Raw genomic sequence first — 13,921 nt, 5'->3', positions numbered from 1 at the left:
GTGCTACCGCGCTGCCCAATTCGCTCCGCGGCGCAGAATTGTTTTCATCTGCGGTACCGCAAATTCCTTGGCCTGATGTCCCAATGAGGAGTAGAAAACGCGTCCTTTTCCATAATTGCGCTTCCAAACGACAGGCATGACGACACCATCGATCCACCATGCGTGATCGCCGGTAAATCTTGTTGTCGCGAGTACTTCGTTGGAAGGATCAACGTGCATATAATATTGCTCTGAGGTGTATGGAAAATCCGTGATGCCTTCCATGAGCGGATCGTTCGGCTTTGTGATGTTGACCTCATAGTCGATGATGTTGCCGGGATGGGCAACCCATTGGCCGCCAATCATAAATTGATATTCGACGCATTCGCGAAAGCTGTCACCGGCGCCACCGTGGAAACCTGCAATTCCGACACCGTTTTCGACAGCCGCTGCAAGGTTTTTTATTTCCTCTTTCTCAATCTTCGACATAGTCACGATGGGAATAACGAGGCTGAGATCATGGACCGACGGGTCTGCAAATGCTTCTGTGCTATGCTCAACATAGACTTTGAAGCCGTCTTCTTCGAGCATGTCTTTGACAATGACGGCACATTCCTGAGGTTCGTGGCCGCTCCATCCGCCCCAGACAATTAGTGCTTCCCGCATCTCATTCCTCCTTGCGATTATTTACCGAGCTGGCCATCGACCAGCGATGCTTCCAGTGGGGCGGGGCGCTCCACGTGCGTTGTAATCGACACGGCAGCGCCTGTGTCGGATGCGGTCTGAAACGCCTCCATCACCTCCAGGACATGAAGGGCCAGATCGCCATTTGCTCGGTGCTGTCGATTCTCCCGGATGGCGTGAGCCATGTCTGCCACCCCGATGGATCGATAGTTGCCATCAGCATAAGGAGACGTCAGCTGTTTTTCTTCAAACTCGCCTCCCTTGCGCAGCAGTTGGACCTCACCACCAAAATGGTTTGGATCAGGGACGATCAGCGTTCCTTCCGTGCCGTAGATTTCGAGTGGCACATGCTTGTGGCCGGCGACATCGAAGCTCATTCCCATCTGGACGATTGCGCCGTTGGCAAAGGCAAGGACGCCGGCAACATGTGTCGCGACATGCACTGGAATTTTTTCGCCATTCCGCGGTTCGCTCGTAATCAGCCTTTCCTTGCGCGGCGAGGTTGCAAAGCCAGCAACTTTCGCTACTTGGCCCAAGAGATTGACGAGGTCGGTGATGTAGTAAGGCCCCATGTCCAGCATCGGTCCGCCTCCGACTTCGTAATAAAAGGCCGGATTCGGGTGCCAGCGTTCATGGCCTGGGCACATAAATGTTGCAGTGCCGCCAACAGGCACACCCAGAACGCCTTCATCGACGAGTTTTCGTGCCGCTTGATGTCCGCCGCCAAGAAAAGTATCTGGTGCAGCGCCAATACGAAGCCCCTTTGCTTTTGCAGCATCCGCGAGTTTCTTGCCCTCAGCAAAGTTTATTCCCAAAGGCTTTTCGGAATAGGTGTGCTTGCCTGCCTCCAATGCTCTTAGTCCGACCTCGACATGCGCCTTTGGAATCGTCAGATTGACAATGATGTCGATCAAGGGATCTTCGAGCAGGTCATCAACAGCGCGGGCCTGCACATTGAACTCTGTCGCTCTTGCCCGCGCAATCTCCTCGTTCACATCAGCAATCCCACGAATATCCAGAATGGGAAAGGATGCCATAGCTTTGAGGTATGCTCCGGATATGTTACCGCATCCGATAATCCCAATGCCGACTTTGTTCATTGAATTCCTCCCATCGTACTCTAAGAAAGGCCACTAAAGTGCTGGCCCTGTTGTGTTCCAGGGTGACTCGTAGAGTTCATAAAGAGCCACCGCTGCCGCCCCTTGCGCCCAAAGCTCGTCGCTTGCCGTATCGAAAACGAGCTCGGCAACCCCAGCCAGTGAAGGCGGAACGGCGGCGTTAAAACTGCTGCGGATACTCTCTACAAATGGCTCACCCAATTCCAGGCTTGAGCCGGTGATGATGACCCGAGGCGGAGCAAACAGGGTCACGATGTTCGCAAGAGTGAGCCCTACGGCAGTACCAGCGCGTATCGCCGCGCTGATGAGTTCGCAATCTTCTGCCTGAATTAGTGTCTGAGCGTGTTGCATTCCTCTGCCAAGCCGAACGGCTTCGGCAAAACGGCCATCTGAAGAACGGGAACCAAGGATTGCGAGTTCGCCGGCTTGGCTTGCAAGGCGGACGGTTCCCTCATTTACAAGCCCGATTACCAAGTCGCCAAGGTTGTGGCTAAGTCCGCCGGCACCGCGAAACAACTGGTTTTGATGAAGCACGCCAAGCCCCAAGGTCTGTTCCAGCGAAATTAGAACAAGATCTTCAAGATCCCGCGCCTGTCCGAACCAGTGATAAGCTAGCGTGATGGCATGCGCATCGCTCTCGATAAGCGTCGGCGCATTAAGCCTCGCCGTCATTTCCTCGGCGAAATTCACATTCGGCTCGCGCAAAATCGGGCTGCTTCGAATTTTCCCGGTTCGATGCTCGATGACGCCGGGAAGCCCAAGGCAGATCATGTCAACATCATCAAGCGAAAGGTCCGCATCGACGACGCAGCGGCGAACTCCATCTTCAACAAGGTCAGCGATGACACCGATGGGTTGTCGGTCGACGCGGATGGGCAAGCTTAGACTTGAAAGAACGTTGCCGCAAAAATCGGTGAGCACAAACACCATACGACTGGCAGCAATCTTCGCTCCGACCACTCTTGCGGCGTCAGGATTAAGGACCAGCATGACGCGGGGGCGGCCCCGTGCTGCTTCCGACCTGATATCGCCGAGGTGCCGCGTCAAGATGAGGCCATCATCCAGTAAAGATGCAGTGATCGCAGACACCGTGGTGGTCGACAACTGCGTCCTCTCGCTGATTTCAACCCGTGAGATGGGGCCATGTCGCCTGATCGTGTCAAGCACGCTCAGCCTGTTGATCGCGCGCATCAATTCCGGATCTGCAGTCTTCATACTCTCATACAATCAGTGTCGGTTGACGAAGCGGATTAAAATCGGAGGTCGGATTAAATAGCGACGATCCGGGCCGCAGTGTCAAGCTGGTTGAGTATAAATTGTTCATTTTGCCTTGACATAGACCAAGCTGTCATATGAATTAATCCGCACCGGGGAATAAATGGTGAGGACAGCCCGGGGAGGATCACGAACATGACCCATAAGCACGCAGGCGCAAGCCTGGGCGGCAGACTGAGATCTTTTGCCGCGACCGCAACAATCGCCATGACACTCGGATGCGGAAACGCTTCGGCGGCCACGGTTGTCAAATGGCTGCACGTCGAGTTGGACCCAAAATCTGTGGCCGTCTGGGAGGAGATTGCCAAAGACTATGAGGCAAAGCACCCGGATGTTGATGTGCAGCTTCAGTTTTTGGAGAATGAGGCATTCAAGGCCAAGCTCCCAACGCTTCTTCAATCCAATGACGTTCCAGATTTCTTCTACAGTTGGGGCGGCGGCGTCCTCGAGGAGCAATCTAAGACCGGTGCGCTGAAAGACCTGACATCCGTTTTTGACGCTGATGGCGGGAAGCTTCGTCAAGCTTATAACAGCTCGGCGATCGATAGCCTTTCATTCGACGGCAAGGTTTGGGCCTTCCCCTACCGCGTCAGCCTTGTGAGCTTCTTCTACAACAAAGCGCTTTTTGCCAAAGCGAACGTCAAGGCAGAGGATATTAAGAGCTGGGATGATTTTCAGAATGCCGTCAAAAAGATCAAGCAGGCTGGAATAGTGCCAATTGCCGGCGGCGGCGGTGAGAAGTGGCCGATCCACTTCTATTACAGTTATCTGATCATGCGCGATGGCGGACAGGCGGTGTTCGATGCGGCGCGAAAGGGCGAAGGCAAGGGTTTCATGGATCCTGCCATCATAAAGGCGGGCGAGCAGCTTGCTGCTTTCGGCAAGCTAGAACCGTTCCAGGCTGGTTATCTCGGCGCAACTTGGCCCCAGGCGCTGGGCGTTTTTGGCGATGGCAAGGCAGCGATGATTCTCGGCTTCGACAATACCGAAGCGAACCAGCGCAAGAATGCAGGCGATGGCAAGGGGCTTTCCGCTGATAATATCGGCCGCTTCGCGTTTCCAGTCGTTGAAGGCGGCGCAGGAAAGGCGACCGATACGCTGGGCGGTATCAATGGCTGGGCATTGACGAAGAACGCCTCGAAAGAGGCCGTCGATTTCGCCGCGTTCCTTACCAGTAAGGAAAATGAACAAAAGATGGCTGCCGCCGGTATGATCCTGCCAGTGGCGACAGGGGCCGACAGCGCCGTCAAGGATCCTCTTCTGGCAGATTCGGCGAAACAGCTCAGCACCTCGACCTGGCATCAGAACTTCTTCGATCAAACTCTTGGCGCTGCGGTTGGACGTGTTGTCAACGACGTGTCCGTTGAAATTGTGTCGGGACAAATGACCCCGGAAGAAGGCGCCCAGCAGATCCAGGACGCCTTCGAGCTTCGGTGATTGAAGGCCGGGATGCCGCAGCTGACGGCATCCCATTACTGCCTTGAGGAACACGGTGATCATGACGAATATTTCCTTGGAGTCCGTGCCGGTCTCTGCGCGCAGATTGGTTGGTCAAAAGCGCAAGCAAAGTTCTGTGGCACATGATCGTGCCTTAACCCTGCTGATCTTTCTTCCTCCCGCGCTTTTGCTCTTTACCTTGTTCGTCATCATGCCGATGGGGGAGGCGGCTTGGTACAGCCTCTATCGCTGGAACGGCTATGGAACGCCCACTGAATTCGTTGGGCTGAAGAATTTCCAGATCCTGTTTGGCAACGCTGCATTTTCTCAGGCTCTGATCAATAACGGCCTGATCATCGTCATCTCCATCCTCGTGCAGATACCGCTGGCCATCTGGCTTGCCACCATGCTTGCGCATCGTCTTCCGGGGGTGGTCGGGTTCAGGCTGATTTTCTTTCTACCGTATGTTCTCGCTGATGTTGCTGCCGGATTAATCTGGCGTTTTGTTTACGACGGCGATTACGGTCTTTTTGCTGCCATTTCGAATTTCTTCGGGTTTGCCAACCCCTATGTCTTGGCCAACAAAGACGTGGCAATCTATGCCGTTCTCGGCGTCATCGTCTGGAAGTATTTCGGTTTTCACATGATGCTGTTCATTGCCGGGCTGCAGTCGGTCGACAAGGCCGTTCTGGAGGCTGCCGAGATCGATGGTGCCACAGGCTGGCAGAAGTTCCGTTATGTCACGCTCCCAATGTTGGGATCGACAGCACGGTTGTCAATTTTCTTCGCGGTGATCGGCTCTCTTCAGCTGTTTGACATGATCATGCCGCTCACGGGCGGTGGACCGTCCAATTCAACGCAGACAATGGTCACCTTTCTATACACCTACGGCGTCATGCGAATGCAGGTCGGTCTCGGAAGCGCAGTCGGCGTCGTTCTTTTCGTGATCTGTGTGACACTTGCCTTCGGCTATAAGAGGATTTTCATGCGCCATGACTGACTCGGCCAACACAGTTCGTCTGCCGCTTCATACGAAGCTCTATCTTTACACTTCGCTGACCGTCATCGCGGCGATCGTGCTGGTGCCTCTTCTGACGACGGCACTCGGCGGGTTCAAAACCCTCGGGGATCTGCGTGTCAATCCGTTTGGTCTGCCTGCCGATTGGCAGTGGTCGAATTACGGCGATATCCTTCTCGGGGAACGTTATTGGCTGCAGATCTTCAACTCGCTCGTCATAGCGGTTCTCACTGTCTTCCTGACGCTTACCGTATCTGCGATGGCGGCTTTCACCTTTGCGCATGTTAAGTTCTTCGGTTCCTCGTTCCTGCTGAACTATTTCCTGCTCGGTCTGATGTTTCCTGCGGCTACCGCGATTTTGCCTCTGTTCATCCGCATCCGGGATCTCGGTCTCCTGGACACCTATTGGGGCGTCGTTCTGCCTCAGGTAGCGTTCGGGCTCGGAATGAGCATTCTTCTGTTTCGCAATTACTTCCGCAACCTGCCGGAGGAACTTTTCCAGGCTGCCTTTGTCGATGGATGTGGTTACCTGCGATTTTTCTGGCATATCTCTCTACCGCTCTCGCGGCCGATCATCGCAACAGTCGCTATCGTTTCCTTCGTGGGAAGCTGGAACAGCTATATCCTGCCGTTGATCATGCTGAACTCCGAGTCTAAATATCCTTGGCCGCTTGGGATCATGGTCTATCGCGGCGAATTCGGAACGGAATGGCAGCTGGTGCTCGCCTTCATCACCTTGACCATCCTGCCGACGGTCATCGTTTTCTTCCTTGCCCAAAAACACATCATCGCAGGCCTGACGGCCGGCGCGGTCAAATCCTGATTAGGAGAGATCCATGGCTTCGGTAGACCTTAAAAATATCAGCAAGTCCTACGGTGCGCTCGGTGTTATTCACGACATCTCGTTGGCGGTTGGCGATGGCGAGTTCATTGCGCTCGTTGGGCCGTCCGGTTGTGGAAAATCGACACTCTTGCGGATGATTGCTGGGCTCGAGGAAATTACAGAAGGCGAGATCTTGATCGGTGGGAAGGTTGTCAACGGCATGACACCGCGCGAGCGCAACATCGCAATGGTGTTTCAGTCCTACGCGCTCTATCCCCATATGACCGTTGCGGAAAATATGGGGTTTAACCTCAAGTTGGCCGGCCATTCTAAGGACGTCATTACGCAGCGGGTTGCCGAAGCGGCGCGAATGCTCGATCTCGGCAAGCTGCTGGACCGCAAGCCATCACAGCTTTCCGGCGGCCAGCGTCAGCGTGTTGCGATGGGACGGGCAGTTGTGCGCAATCCCGCAGTTTTTCTGTTTGACGAGCCATTGTCGAATCTGGACGCAAAGCTTCGCGTCCAAATGCGCAGTGAAATCAAGACGCTCCATCAAAAGGTGCGGACAACATCAGTCTATGTCACCCATGATCAGATCGAAGCGATGACCCTTGCCGATCGCGTGGTCGTGCTGAATCAAGGACGGATCGAGCAGCAGGGCACGCCCATCGATCTCTACAAGACGCCGGCGAACTTGTTTGTCGCTGCTTTCATCGGATCGCCTGCGATGAACCTGATCGAAGGCGTGGTCGACGGCGAGGGCGATGAACCTGCCGCTCGACTAAAGGATGGAACAGCCATTCGCATTTCAAAAAATCGCAAAGTCACACGTGGTCAATCTATCACCATCGGCTTAAGGCCAGAACATATCGGATCGGTCAATGGCGGAGATGTCGCGTTGAGCGGCAGGACAATCCTTGTCGAACCGACCGGCGCGCAGACCCATGTGATTTTTGAGGTGGCTGGCGAGCAACTGACCGCGGTTGTCGATGGTGAGCAGGCTGTCGGTCTCAACAGCAGTTTTTCCGCAAGCGTTCATCACGAGCGCGTTCACGTCTTTGATCGCGCCAGCGGAATTGCGCTTTAGCCGGGCCAGACCCTGTCCAGTTCACGGTTTCGGCCTTCGCCGCCTAGATACTGCTCGCGCTCGCGAAACCCACAAACGCATGTCTAGGTTCTTCATTCGCGCTGCTGTTCTTCTGCCTTGGAGTCAGCAACGTCCTCCACCTTTTCCGCCTTTTCGGCGAGTGTCTTGCTGAGCTCGCGTAGCTTTTGCTCGTCCAGTTTCTCGATACCGACAAATTTGTTTTGAGCCTGAGATGTCAGGATAAGCTCGTCCAGCTTTGCCTGGAGGGCCCGGCCGTCGCGATTTTGAGAATTTTGCAGCACGAAGACCATCAAGAACGTGATGATGGTGGTTCCGGTATTGATGACCAGTTGCCAGTTTTCAGAATAGTTGAAGATGGGTCCTGAAGCAGCCAAGACGAGCACGAGAATGACGGCTGAAACAAACGTCACTGGTCTGCCTGACCATTCCGCGACCAAAGTAGCGAATTTTGAGAAAAAGCTCGACATAACAACCTCTTTTCTCCCGGCGTGTCATAACAAACTAGGATGGTTGAAGTTCCTGCCTCCTGTCGGGCGACTTCCGCTTACGGTGATCAAGCAAGCTCACAAAGCTGCCATTGATCAGCGAATGCCAGCTGCAATGATCCCTTTCAAAATGAAATCGATGCCAGTCAGAAAATCATCGCGATCATCATGTGTGCGCATACGCTCCGCATTCGACTGCACAAACGGGTACTGATCCGCCGACAGCTGTGACCACGCGCTCGCCACCTCATCAAGGAAGTGAGATCTTTCTAATGCTTGTTCCCGGGCCAATTGAGCATTTGCTGCATTCTGGCTTCCAACCCCAAGCATATACATGAGTAACGTTGAAGCAGCAGCCCATTCCTGATTCTGATGAACACCAACTGCGCGAATATGCCCACCCAGGTGCTCCAGGAGGCGGATCATGGCGATTTGTGTGGGAAAGCGCGTGAGCGTCGAACCGATCCAGGGATGGTCGTCCAGAAGATCGAATAAGCTTGAGGCCAACCCACGAATAGCATGAGCAGGCGATTCATGATCGACGATCGTCGCAATGGCAGGATGCAAAACGGCATCGCATGCGGCCGCTAGAAGGTCATCCTTGTCATTGATGTGCCAATAAATCGCGCCGGCGCCCGTTTCAAGTCGCGACGAAAGCGCCTGGAACGTTAAGCCTTTCTCGCCATCTCGGTCGAGGATCGCGATGGAGGTCTCAATTATCGCCTCTCGCGTAAGAGCGTTTTTTCGTCGGCTTTGCGTCTCGCGTTGTTCTCTCTTCATCATTTAATCTTGACACATATGGAATAGTATTCCAACTATGGAACGACATTCCATAACAAGAAATCTCGGAAATATTTATCGGGAAGGATCAATCGTCATGCCGACCGTTACAATCATTGGCGCTGGACTTGGTGGACTCACCCTAGCGCGCGTGCTTGCTCGCCACGGGATCCCGAGCAAAGTCTATGAAGCCGGGATTTCGGTTGATGCACGCGGGCAGGGAGGACTGTTGGATATTCATGAGTATAATGGGCAGTTGGCTCTGCAAGCCGCCGGTCTGCTCGATGAATTCCGCCGGCTGACCATCAAGGGAGCAGACGCGAAACGAATAACCGACAAAGGCGGCAACATTCTTCTATCCTGGCCAAGTCATGGCACCCGCCCCGAAATTGAGCGTGGTGAACTAAGACGTCTTTTGCTGGAATCCCTTCCGCCTGAGACGATCGCGTGGGGACATAAGCTCAAAGAAGTCACACCGCTGGACGGGGGCTCTCACAGGCTTCTCTTCACCAATGACGTGGAAGTGCGAACCGACTTGCTTGTTGGCGCCGATGGCGCTTGGTCGAAGGTTCGTCCGCTTCTCACATCGGTCAAACCGTCTTATGTCGGTATCTTGTTTGTGGAAACATGGCTGCTGGACAGCGATCGACGCCATCAAGCGACGGCAGACATGGTCGGTGACGGCACATTGATGGCTGTGGCACCGGGCCAAGGTATCTTCGCACATCGGCATGGCGATGGTTGCCTGCAGGGTTATATCGCCTTGAAGCGACCGCAGCGGTGGATAGAGGGTCTGGACATCTCGACACCCGCAACTCTGTCAAAGCAGATCCTTGCGGAGTTTGAAGGTTGGGCTCCTGAGTTGACGGCGTTCCTGACCAAGTGCGAGACAGCGCCGATTCTTCGTCCCATCCATGCCCTTCCGGTCGCACATCGATGGGAGAGGGTGAAGGGCGTGACGCTTGTCGGCGATGCGGCTCATCTCATGTCTCCCTTTGCAGGGGAGGGAGCCAATCTTGCCCTCCTGGATGGCGCGGGATTGGCAAAAGCGCTCGCGTCTAACGCGGATAACTGGGAAGCGGCACTTACTCGTTACGAGGAGGAACTTTATGCGCGAACCGAGCCATGCGCGATTGAGACAGATCGGAACTTGAACCGTCTATTCAGCGAGAATGCGCCGCACAGCGTGATTGAACTATTCGAAGGAATTTTATCGAGCACGGCAAACACCGACAAATATCATGCATGAAGATGCTGCAACGGCAGCCAATCTTACCCTGCAGCGGCAAGTTCCTGCGCAGGAGCTTTGTCTTCCGCAAGCATGTGATCATGCCATGCTCTTGTCTGATCGGCAATTTTCTTCAGCAGCGGGACACTATAATGGCGGACATCGATCGCTTCTTCGGCAGTGGCAATTCTATTGAGGTCAAGGACCTCAAGATTGCTGAAATCATTCGCGACATGGCGCCAGATTGCATTAAAATATGCCAAGCGCTCCCTGGTCACGCCGAAGTGGCTTGGGATCTTGTGATCTGGTGCTTCTTCTAGTGGAATAATGACCAGAACTTTCCGATCCGTTTGCTGTATGAAGTTGCAGAACTGCAATACGCAATGCGGATATGCGTTCATCTCAAGTTCTTCATCAGCAATACCGGGCCAATAGCCGTTCGCGTAATCAACGAATGCTCCATAAACAAGCAGCTTCGGATAATGCTGTAGCTTGTATTCTTCTGAAAGAAAAAAGCGGAGATAAAAGACCCGATCAATGTAAGTCTTCGGATCGAAAGCCTGAGGCGCGTTATCGAATGTGGCTTTGCCGGCGAGGCCGCTGAAATGTGCTATGGCGCCTGATTGGCAGTTGGCCATGATGCGCAGATGACGTGGTTCCTGCTGATTAAAAAACTCTCCTCGGTAAATCTTTTCCCTGACGTCGCTATCATGAAAAGCTCGTCCAGATATCCAGTCGGCCTTTTCTGGATTTACTGGGATGTTGCTGGTGTCCAAGTCAGGGAAAAGTCTCTTGAGTTCCTGCAGGACCCAGCTTTCGATCCCCATGTGCATGATCCGGCAAGAAAATACAAAATGGACGATGCTGCGCTCCTTTTCGAGTGCTGCGAACCCGACGAGGCCGTGATAGCCGTACTTATCCCAGACGAATATGCTGAAGCAGTCATAACGCAAAATATCCGAGATGAGCTCTGGCGCGCTACCGGCTGCGACGCGTGATTTCGTGAAGTTCAACTGATTGCTTCTGTTGATCAGTTCCTCGATCCGGCTGGCAAAATCGAGGTTATCCATGCGGTGAACCATCGTCAGGCAGATTTCACAGGAACGAAGAAATTCCTCCTGTGGTAGGTTTGATGTCTGGCTATCTCGCAAGCGTGTTTCCAACATCCGATATTCCTCAATCCTGCTTTTGCGAACACCTTTTGTTTGTTCCAGCAGATCGATGAGGGTGAGGTTACATTGATCGGTGTTGGCATCCACTACAGAGATATCCGGGAGGAGATGTTTAACCTCCTGCAGGTTATGGATGTTGTCATCGATAAAGAGGACGTTCTCGGCGCGGAGCTGCATCTCCGAAATAAGCTGTTTGATCACCGGTGCTTTCGGCGAAAACGAAATTTTCGGAAACACGAACTGGTCCCATAGGCCAAACTCAATGAGCTTTTTCTTGGCAACGTCCGTATCGTTCTTGGAGCAGATCGCAGAAACGATGCCTTGACCGTTCAGCGTTCGGATATATGCGGCGCGTTCGGAAAACAGCTGAACGTCATCATTTTCGGCAAGTGTTCCGCTCCACAACGTGTCGTCGAGATCCCATACGATCAGCTTGATGTTCATCGGCGAGCTCACTTTCCGCTTCAAATGTAGTTTGTACAGCGCCTGAATGCGCTTTAGAGAGCAACCAAGTTAAGAAGCGAATTTTGCGCCAGCCTTGCGTGTGCGGACGGCGCCTTCCTCCATTGCTGCCTGTGAAAGCCGATGCTAAATTGGGATAGGCTTTGATTCGCCGCGCTCATACGGTCCTCGGCTGTTGAGCAGAGCGATATGGACTATATTCCATATCGTTTTCACCCATGAAGGGTTCAGGTTTTCATGGTGTGGACGAGGGCAGTCGTGAGCTTTTTCGATAGATTAGAACCTTATCATGTCTATCCGACCGATGAGTTCGATATAGCACGCGAGGTCTTTCGCAGATCTGTAACGCAGGTAGAGATCGAATTATTCTCTTATTGCAACCGCCGGTGCTGGTTCTGTCCCAATGAGCACATCGACCGCATCACTCACAATGAGTATATGCGGCCGGAGCTATACACGTCGATCATTTCTCAGCTTGCCTCAATCCAGTTCTCTGGAATGATCACCTATAGTCGCTACAACGAGCCGCTGGCTGACAGGATCATTCTTGACCGTCTTCGCGAAGCGCGTGCCGCTCTCCCAAATGCGCTGCTGCATACCAATACGAACGGCGATTATTTGGACCACGACTATCTGAACGAGCTTTATGACGCAGGAATGCGCTCGCTTAATATTCAGATCTATTTGAAGAACCATGAGCGCTACGATCATGAGAAGATTATCAAGCGCGGAGAACAAACCCTAAGACGTCTCAACCTGCCTTACGTGATGACGGTCAATGAGCCGGGAGTGTGGTACGAGATGGCGCTCCAATTCAAAGATATGAAAATTCGCCTTTATGGGCGTAATTTCGAAGTGAATGGCACAAGCCGCGGGAACCAAGTCGACATCAAGAAAGACTATGTCCGAACCTTGCCGTGCAATATTCCATTTTGGAACGTTTATGTGGACTATAACGGCAAGATGGTGCCTTGCTGCAATTACCGTTCTGATATCGCTGCACATGAAGAATATATTCTGAATGATCTTAACCTCCAGCCCAGCATTTTCCTGAGCTATGCAAGTTCCAGAGCTGCAGCGTTTCGACGGTCAATGCTCACTTTGGAAGAGAAGAAAGGCGCCTGTTCGAACTGCCATTTCGGGCTTGAGGAGCTTAATTCTCACCGTCTAAACAAAATAGCTTCCACTGTGGCTGCATAGCACCTAGCGTCTTGGGGGCCGAAAGCGCGAGGGTTCTGTCGAGCCAAACGATGCGGTTGGAGCTTTTCTGTGCCTTAATGGCTTATCGGTCATTGGCTGGATCTCATCCCCTTGGTCAACTTTTGCGCAGCGCTTTCCTCTCATGGTTTCGGCTCATGTTCTGGCTTAGGTGGGCTTCGTTCCGATAATGTTTGAAGGCCATTTGCTTTTTATCGAGATCCGCTAAATGGAAATCGCCGGAAGGCGTTCGTTGCTAGCGCGGACCCGCCTCTCAGAACGTCATGTTATTGAGATTTCGCTAAGTCGACATCGCCCTGCTGATATATATCATTTACAATCAATGACTTGTAAGAAAATTGATTTTGTTCTGTCTTGGGCTGTTGACTGATGAGCTGGGGTGGGTCTATAAGCCCGCTCACTGACGAGGGCGGCGGGCGCTGCAAGCGGTTGTTGCCTTTGTATCTTGTTTCCTTGATTGGCTGGATTGCTGATTGTGCGGGTTTTGGCTTTTGAGCTGGGACTTGTTGGAGACGGATTGACTGGGATTACTGGTCTGTTTTTTGACAATTGAAGATGAGAAGAAAGAGAAACGTGGGCGGCGGAGTTTCGCGGTTTCTGGTAGGTTTAGGCTTATCTGGGACTTTTGAATGACTTTGGCGGTCACGTTTTGAACAAGAGAACACGGATTGTTCGAGCTTTGAAGTTTGAATGATTTTGTGAGTTCTCGTCGATTCAGAATAGTGNGAATGACTTTGGCGGTCACGTTTTGAACAAGAGAACACGGATTGTTCGAGCTTTGAAGTTTGAATGATTTTGTGAGTTCTCGTCGATTCAGAATAGTGATTTAGCTAGATTGAATTCTCAACATGAGAGTTTGATCCTGGCTCAGAACGAACGCTGGCGGCAGGCTTAACACATGCAAGTCGAGCGCGTAGCAATACGAGCGGCAGACGGGTGAGTAACGCGTGGGAATCTACCCTATACTACGGAATAACGCATGGAAACGTGTGCTAATACCGTATGTGTCCTTTTGGAGAAAGATTTATCGGTATAGGATGAGCCCGCGTTGGATTAGCTAGTTGGTGGGGTAAAGGCCTACCAAGGCGACGATCCATAGCTGGTCTGAGAGGATGATCAGCCACATTGGGACTG

General features: G+C 52.8%; 12 protein-coding genes and 1 rRNA gene. 7 read left to right on the top strand and 6 right to left on the bottom strand.

The genetic code is table 11. The annotated features are described in order from the left end of the window. Positions 1-3: 3 nt before the first annotated feature. From VQ830_RS05860 to VQ830_RS05850, 3 genes are read right to left on the bottom strand one after another with little or no spacing between them, the layout of a single operon-like run. Complete coding sequence (locus VQ830_RS05860) at positions 4-645, bottom strand: ThuA domain-containing protein (protein WP_337267148.1); 642 nt, start codon at positions 643-645, stop codon at positions 4-6. A gap of 17 nt (positions 646-662) precedes the next feature. Then, positions 663-1,763, bottom strand: a complete 1,101-nt coding sequence (locus tag VQ830_RS05855; protein WP_337267147.1) for a Gfo/Idh/MocA family protein — start codon at positions 1,761-1,763, stop codon at positions 663-665. A 33-nt stretch (positions 1,764-1,796) separates the two neighbouring features. After that, positions 1,797-2,996, bottom strand: coding sequence for an ROK family protein (locus tag VQ830_RS05850; protein ID WP_337267146.1), 1,200 nt, complete (start codon positions 2,994-2,996; stop codon positions 1,797-1,799). A gap of 195 nt (positions 2,997-3,191) precedes the next feature. On the opposite strand from VQ830_RS05850, the gene VQ830_RS05845 reads away from it, so the two are divergent. The 4 genes from VQ830_RS05845 (at position 3,192) to VQ830_RS05830 (ending at position 7,421) form a co-directional block, all read left to right on the top strand. Beyond that, positions 3,192-4,493, top strand: a complete 1,302-nt coding sequence (locus VQ830_RS05845; RefSeq protein ID WP_337267145.1) for an ABC transporter substrate-binding protein — start codon at positions 3,192-3,194, stop codon at positions 4,491-4,493. A gap of 61 nt (positions 4,494-4,554) precedes the next feature. Beyond that, positions 4,555-5,493: a carbohydrate ABC transporter permease gene (locus VQ830_RS05840; protein WP_337267144.1), complete on the top strand. Its 939-nt coding sequence runs from the start codon at positions 4,555-4,557 to the stop codon at positions 5,491-5,493. Further along, on the top strand, positions 5,486-6,334 hold the full coding sequence (locus VQ830_RS05835) for a carbohydrate ABC transporter permease (protein ID WP_337267143.1): 849 nt from the start codon (positions 5,486-5,488) through the stop codon (positions 6,332-6,334). Before VQ830_RS05840 ends, VQ830_RS05835 begins: the two co-directional genes overlap by 8 nt. A gap of 13 nt (positions 6,335-6,347) precedes the next feature. Continuing rightward, on the top strand, positions 6,348-7,421 hold the full coding sequence (locus VQ830_RS05830; RefSeq protein WP_337267142.1) for an ABC transporter ATP-binding protein: 1,074 nt from the start codon (positions 6,348-6,350) through the stop codon (positions 7,419-7,421). A gap of 92 nt (positions 7,422-7,513) precedes the next feature. Here VQ830_RS05830 and VQ830_RS05825 read toward each other — a convergent pair whose 3' ends face one another. After that, positions 7,514-7,909, bottom strand: coding sequence for a low affinity iron permease family protein (locus VQ830_RS05825; RefSeq protein WP_337267141.1), 396 nt, complete (start codon positions 7,907-7,909; stop codon positions 7,514-7,516). Positions 7,910-8,023: 114 nt separating this feature from the next. Then, positions 8,024-8,494 carry a TetR/AcrR family transcriptional regulator C-terminal domain-containing protein gene (locus VQ830_RS05820; RefSeq protein WP_337267140.1) on the bottom strand — a complete coding sequence of 157 codons (471 nt, stop codon included), beginning with the start codon at positions 8,492-8,494 and terminating at the stop codon, positions 8,024-8,026. A gap of 310 nt (positions 8,495-8,804) precedes the next feature. Between VQ830_RS05820 and VQ830_RS05815 the strand changes: the two genes are divergently transcribed. Further along, the gene (locus VQ830_RS05815; protein WP_337267139.1) at positions 8,805-9,956 is read left to right on the top strand and encodes an FAD-dependent oxidoreductase; all 1,152 of its coding nucleotides are present in this window, start codon (positions 8,805-8,807) and stop codon (positions 9,954-9,956) included. 23 nt (positions 9,957-9,979) lie between these two features. Here VQ830_RS05815 and VQ830_RS05810 read toward each other — a convergent pair whose 3' ends face one another. Beyond that, positions 9,980-11,551, bottom strand: a complete 1,572-nt coding sequence (locus tag VQ830_RS05810) for an HAD-IIIC family phosphatase (RefSeq protein WP_337267138.1) — start codon at positions 11,549-11,551, stop codon at positions 9,980-9,982. Positions 11,552-11,827: 276 nt separating this feature from the next. Here VQ830_RS05810 and VQ830_RS05805 point away from each other — a divergent pair, with 276 nt between their 5' ends. Together VQ830_RS05805 and VQ830_RS05800 are read left to right on the top strand one after the other, a co-directional pair. Continuing rightward, entirely contained in the window at positions 11,828-12,769 is a 942-nt protein-coding gene (locus tag VQ830_RS05805; protein ID WP_337267137.1) for a radical SAM/SPASM domain-containing protein, read from the top strand. Between the two features lie 862 nt (positions 12,770-13,631). Next, positions 13,632-13,921 (top strand): 16S ribosomal RNA (locus VQ830_RS05800); the annotation flags it as partial.

This window comes from Oryzifoliimicrobium ureilyticum, from assembly GCF_037199735.1.
GTDB lineage: Bacteria > Pseudomonadota > Alphaproteobacteria > Rhizobiales > Rhizobiaceae > Rhizobium > Rhizobium ureilyticus.
Note: the sequence above shows the minus strand (reverse complement) of the source record. Positions and strands in the feature narration are given on the sequence as shown.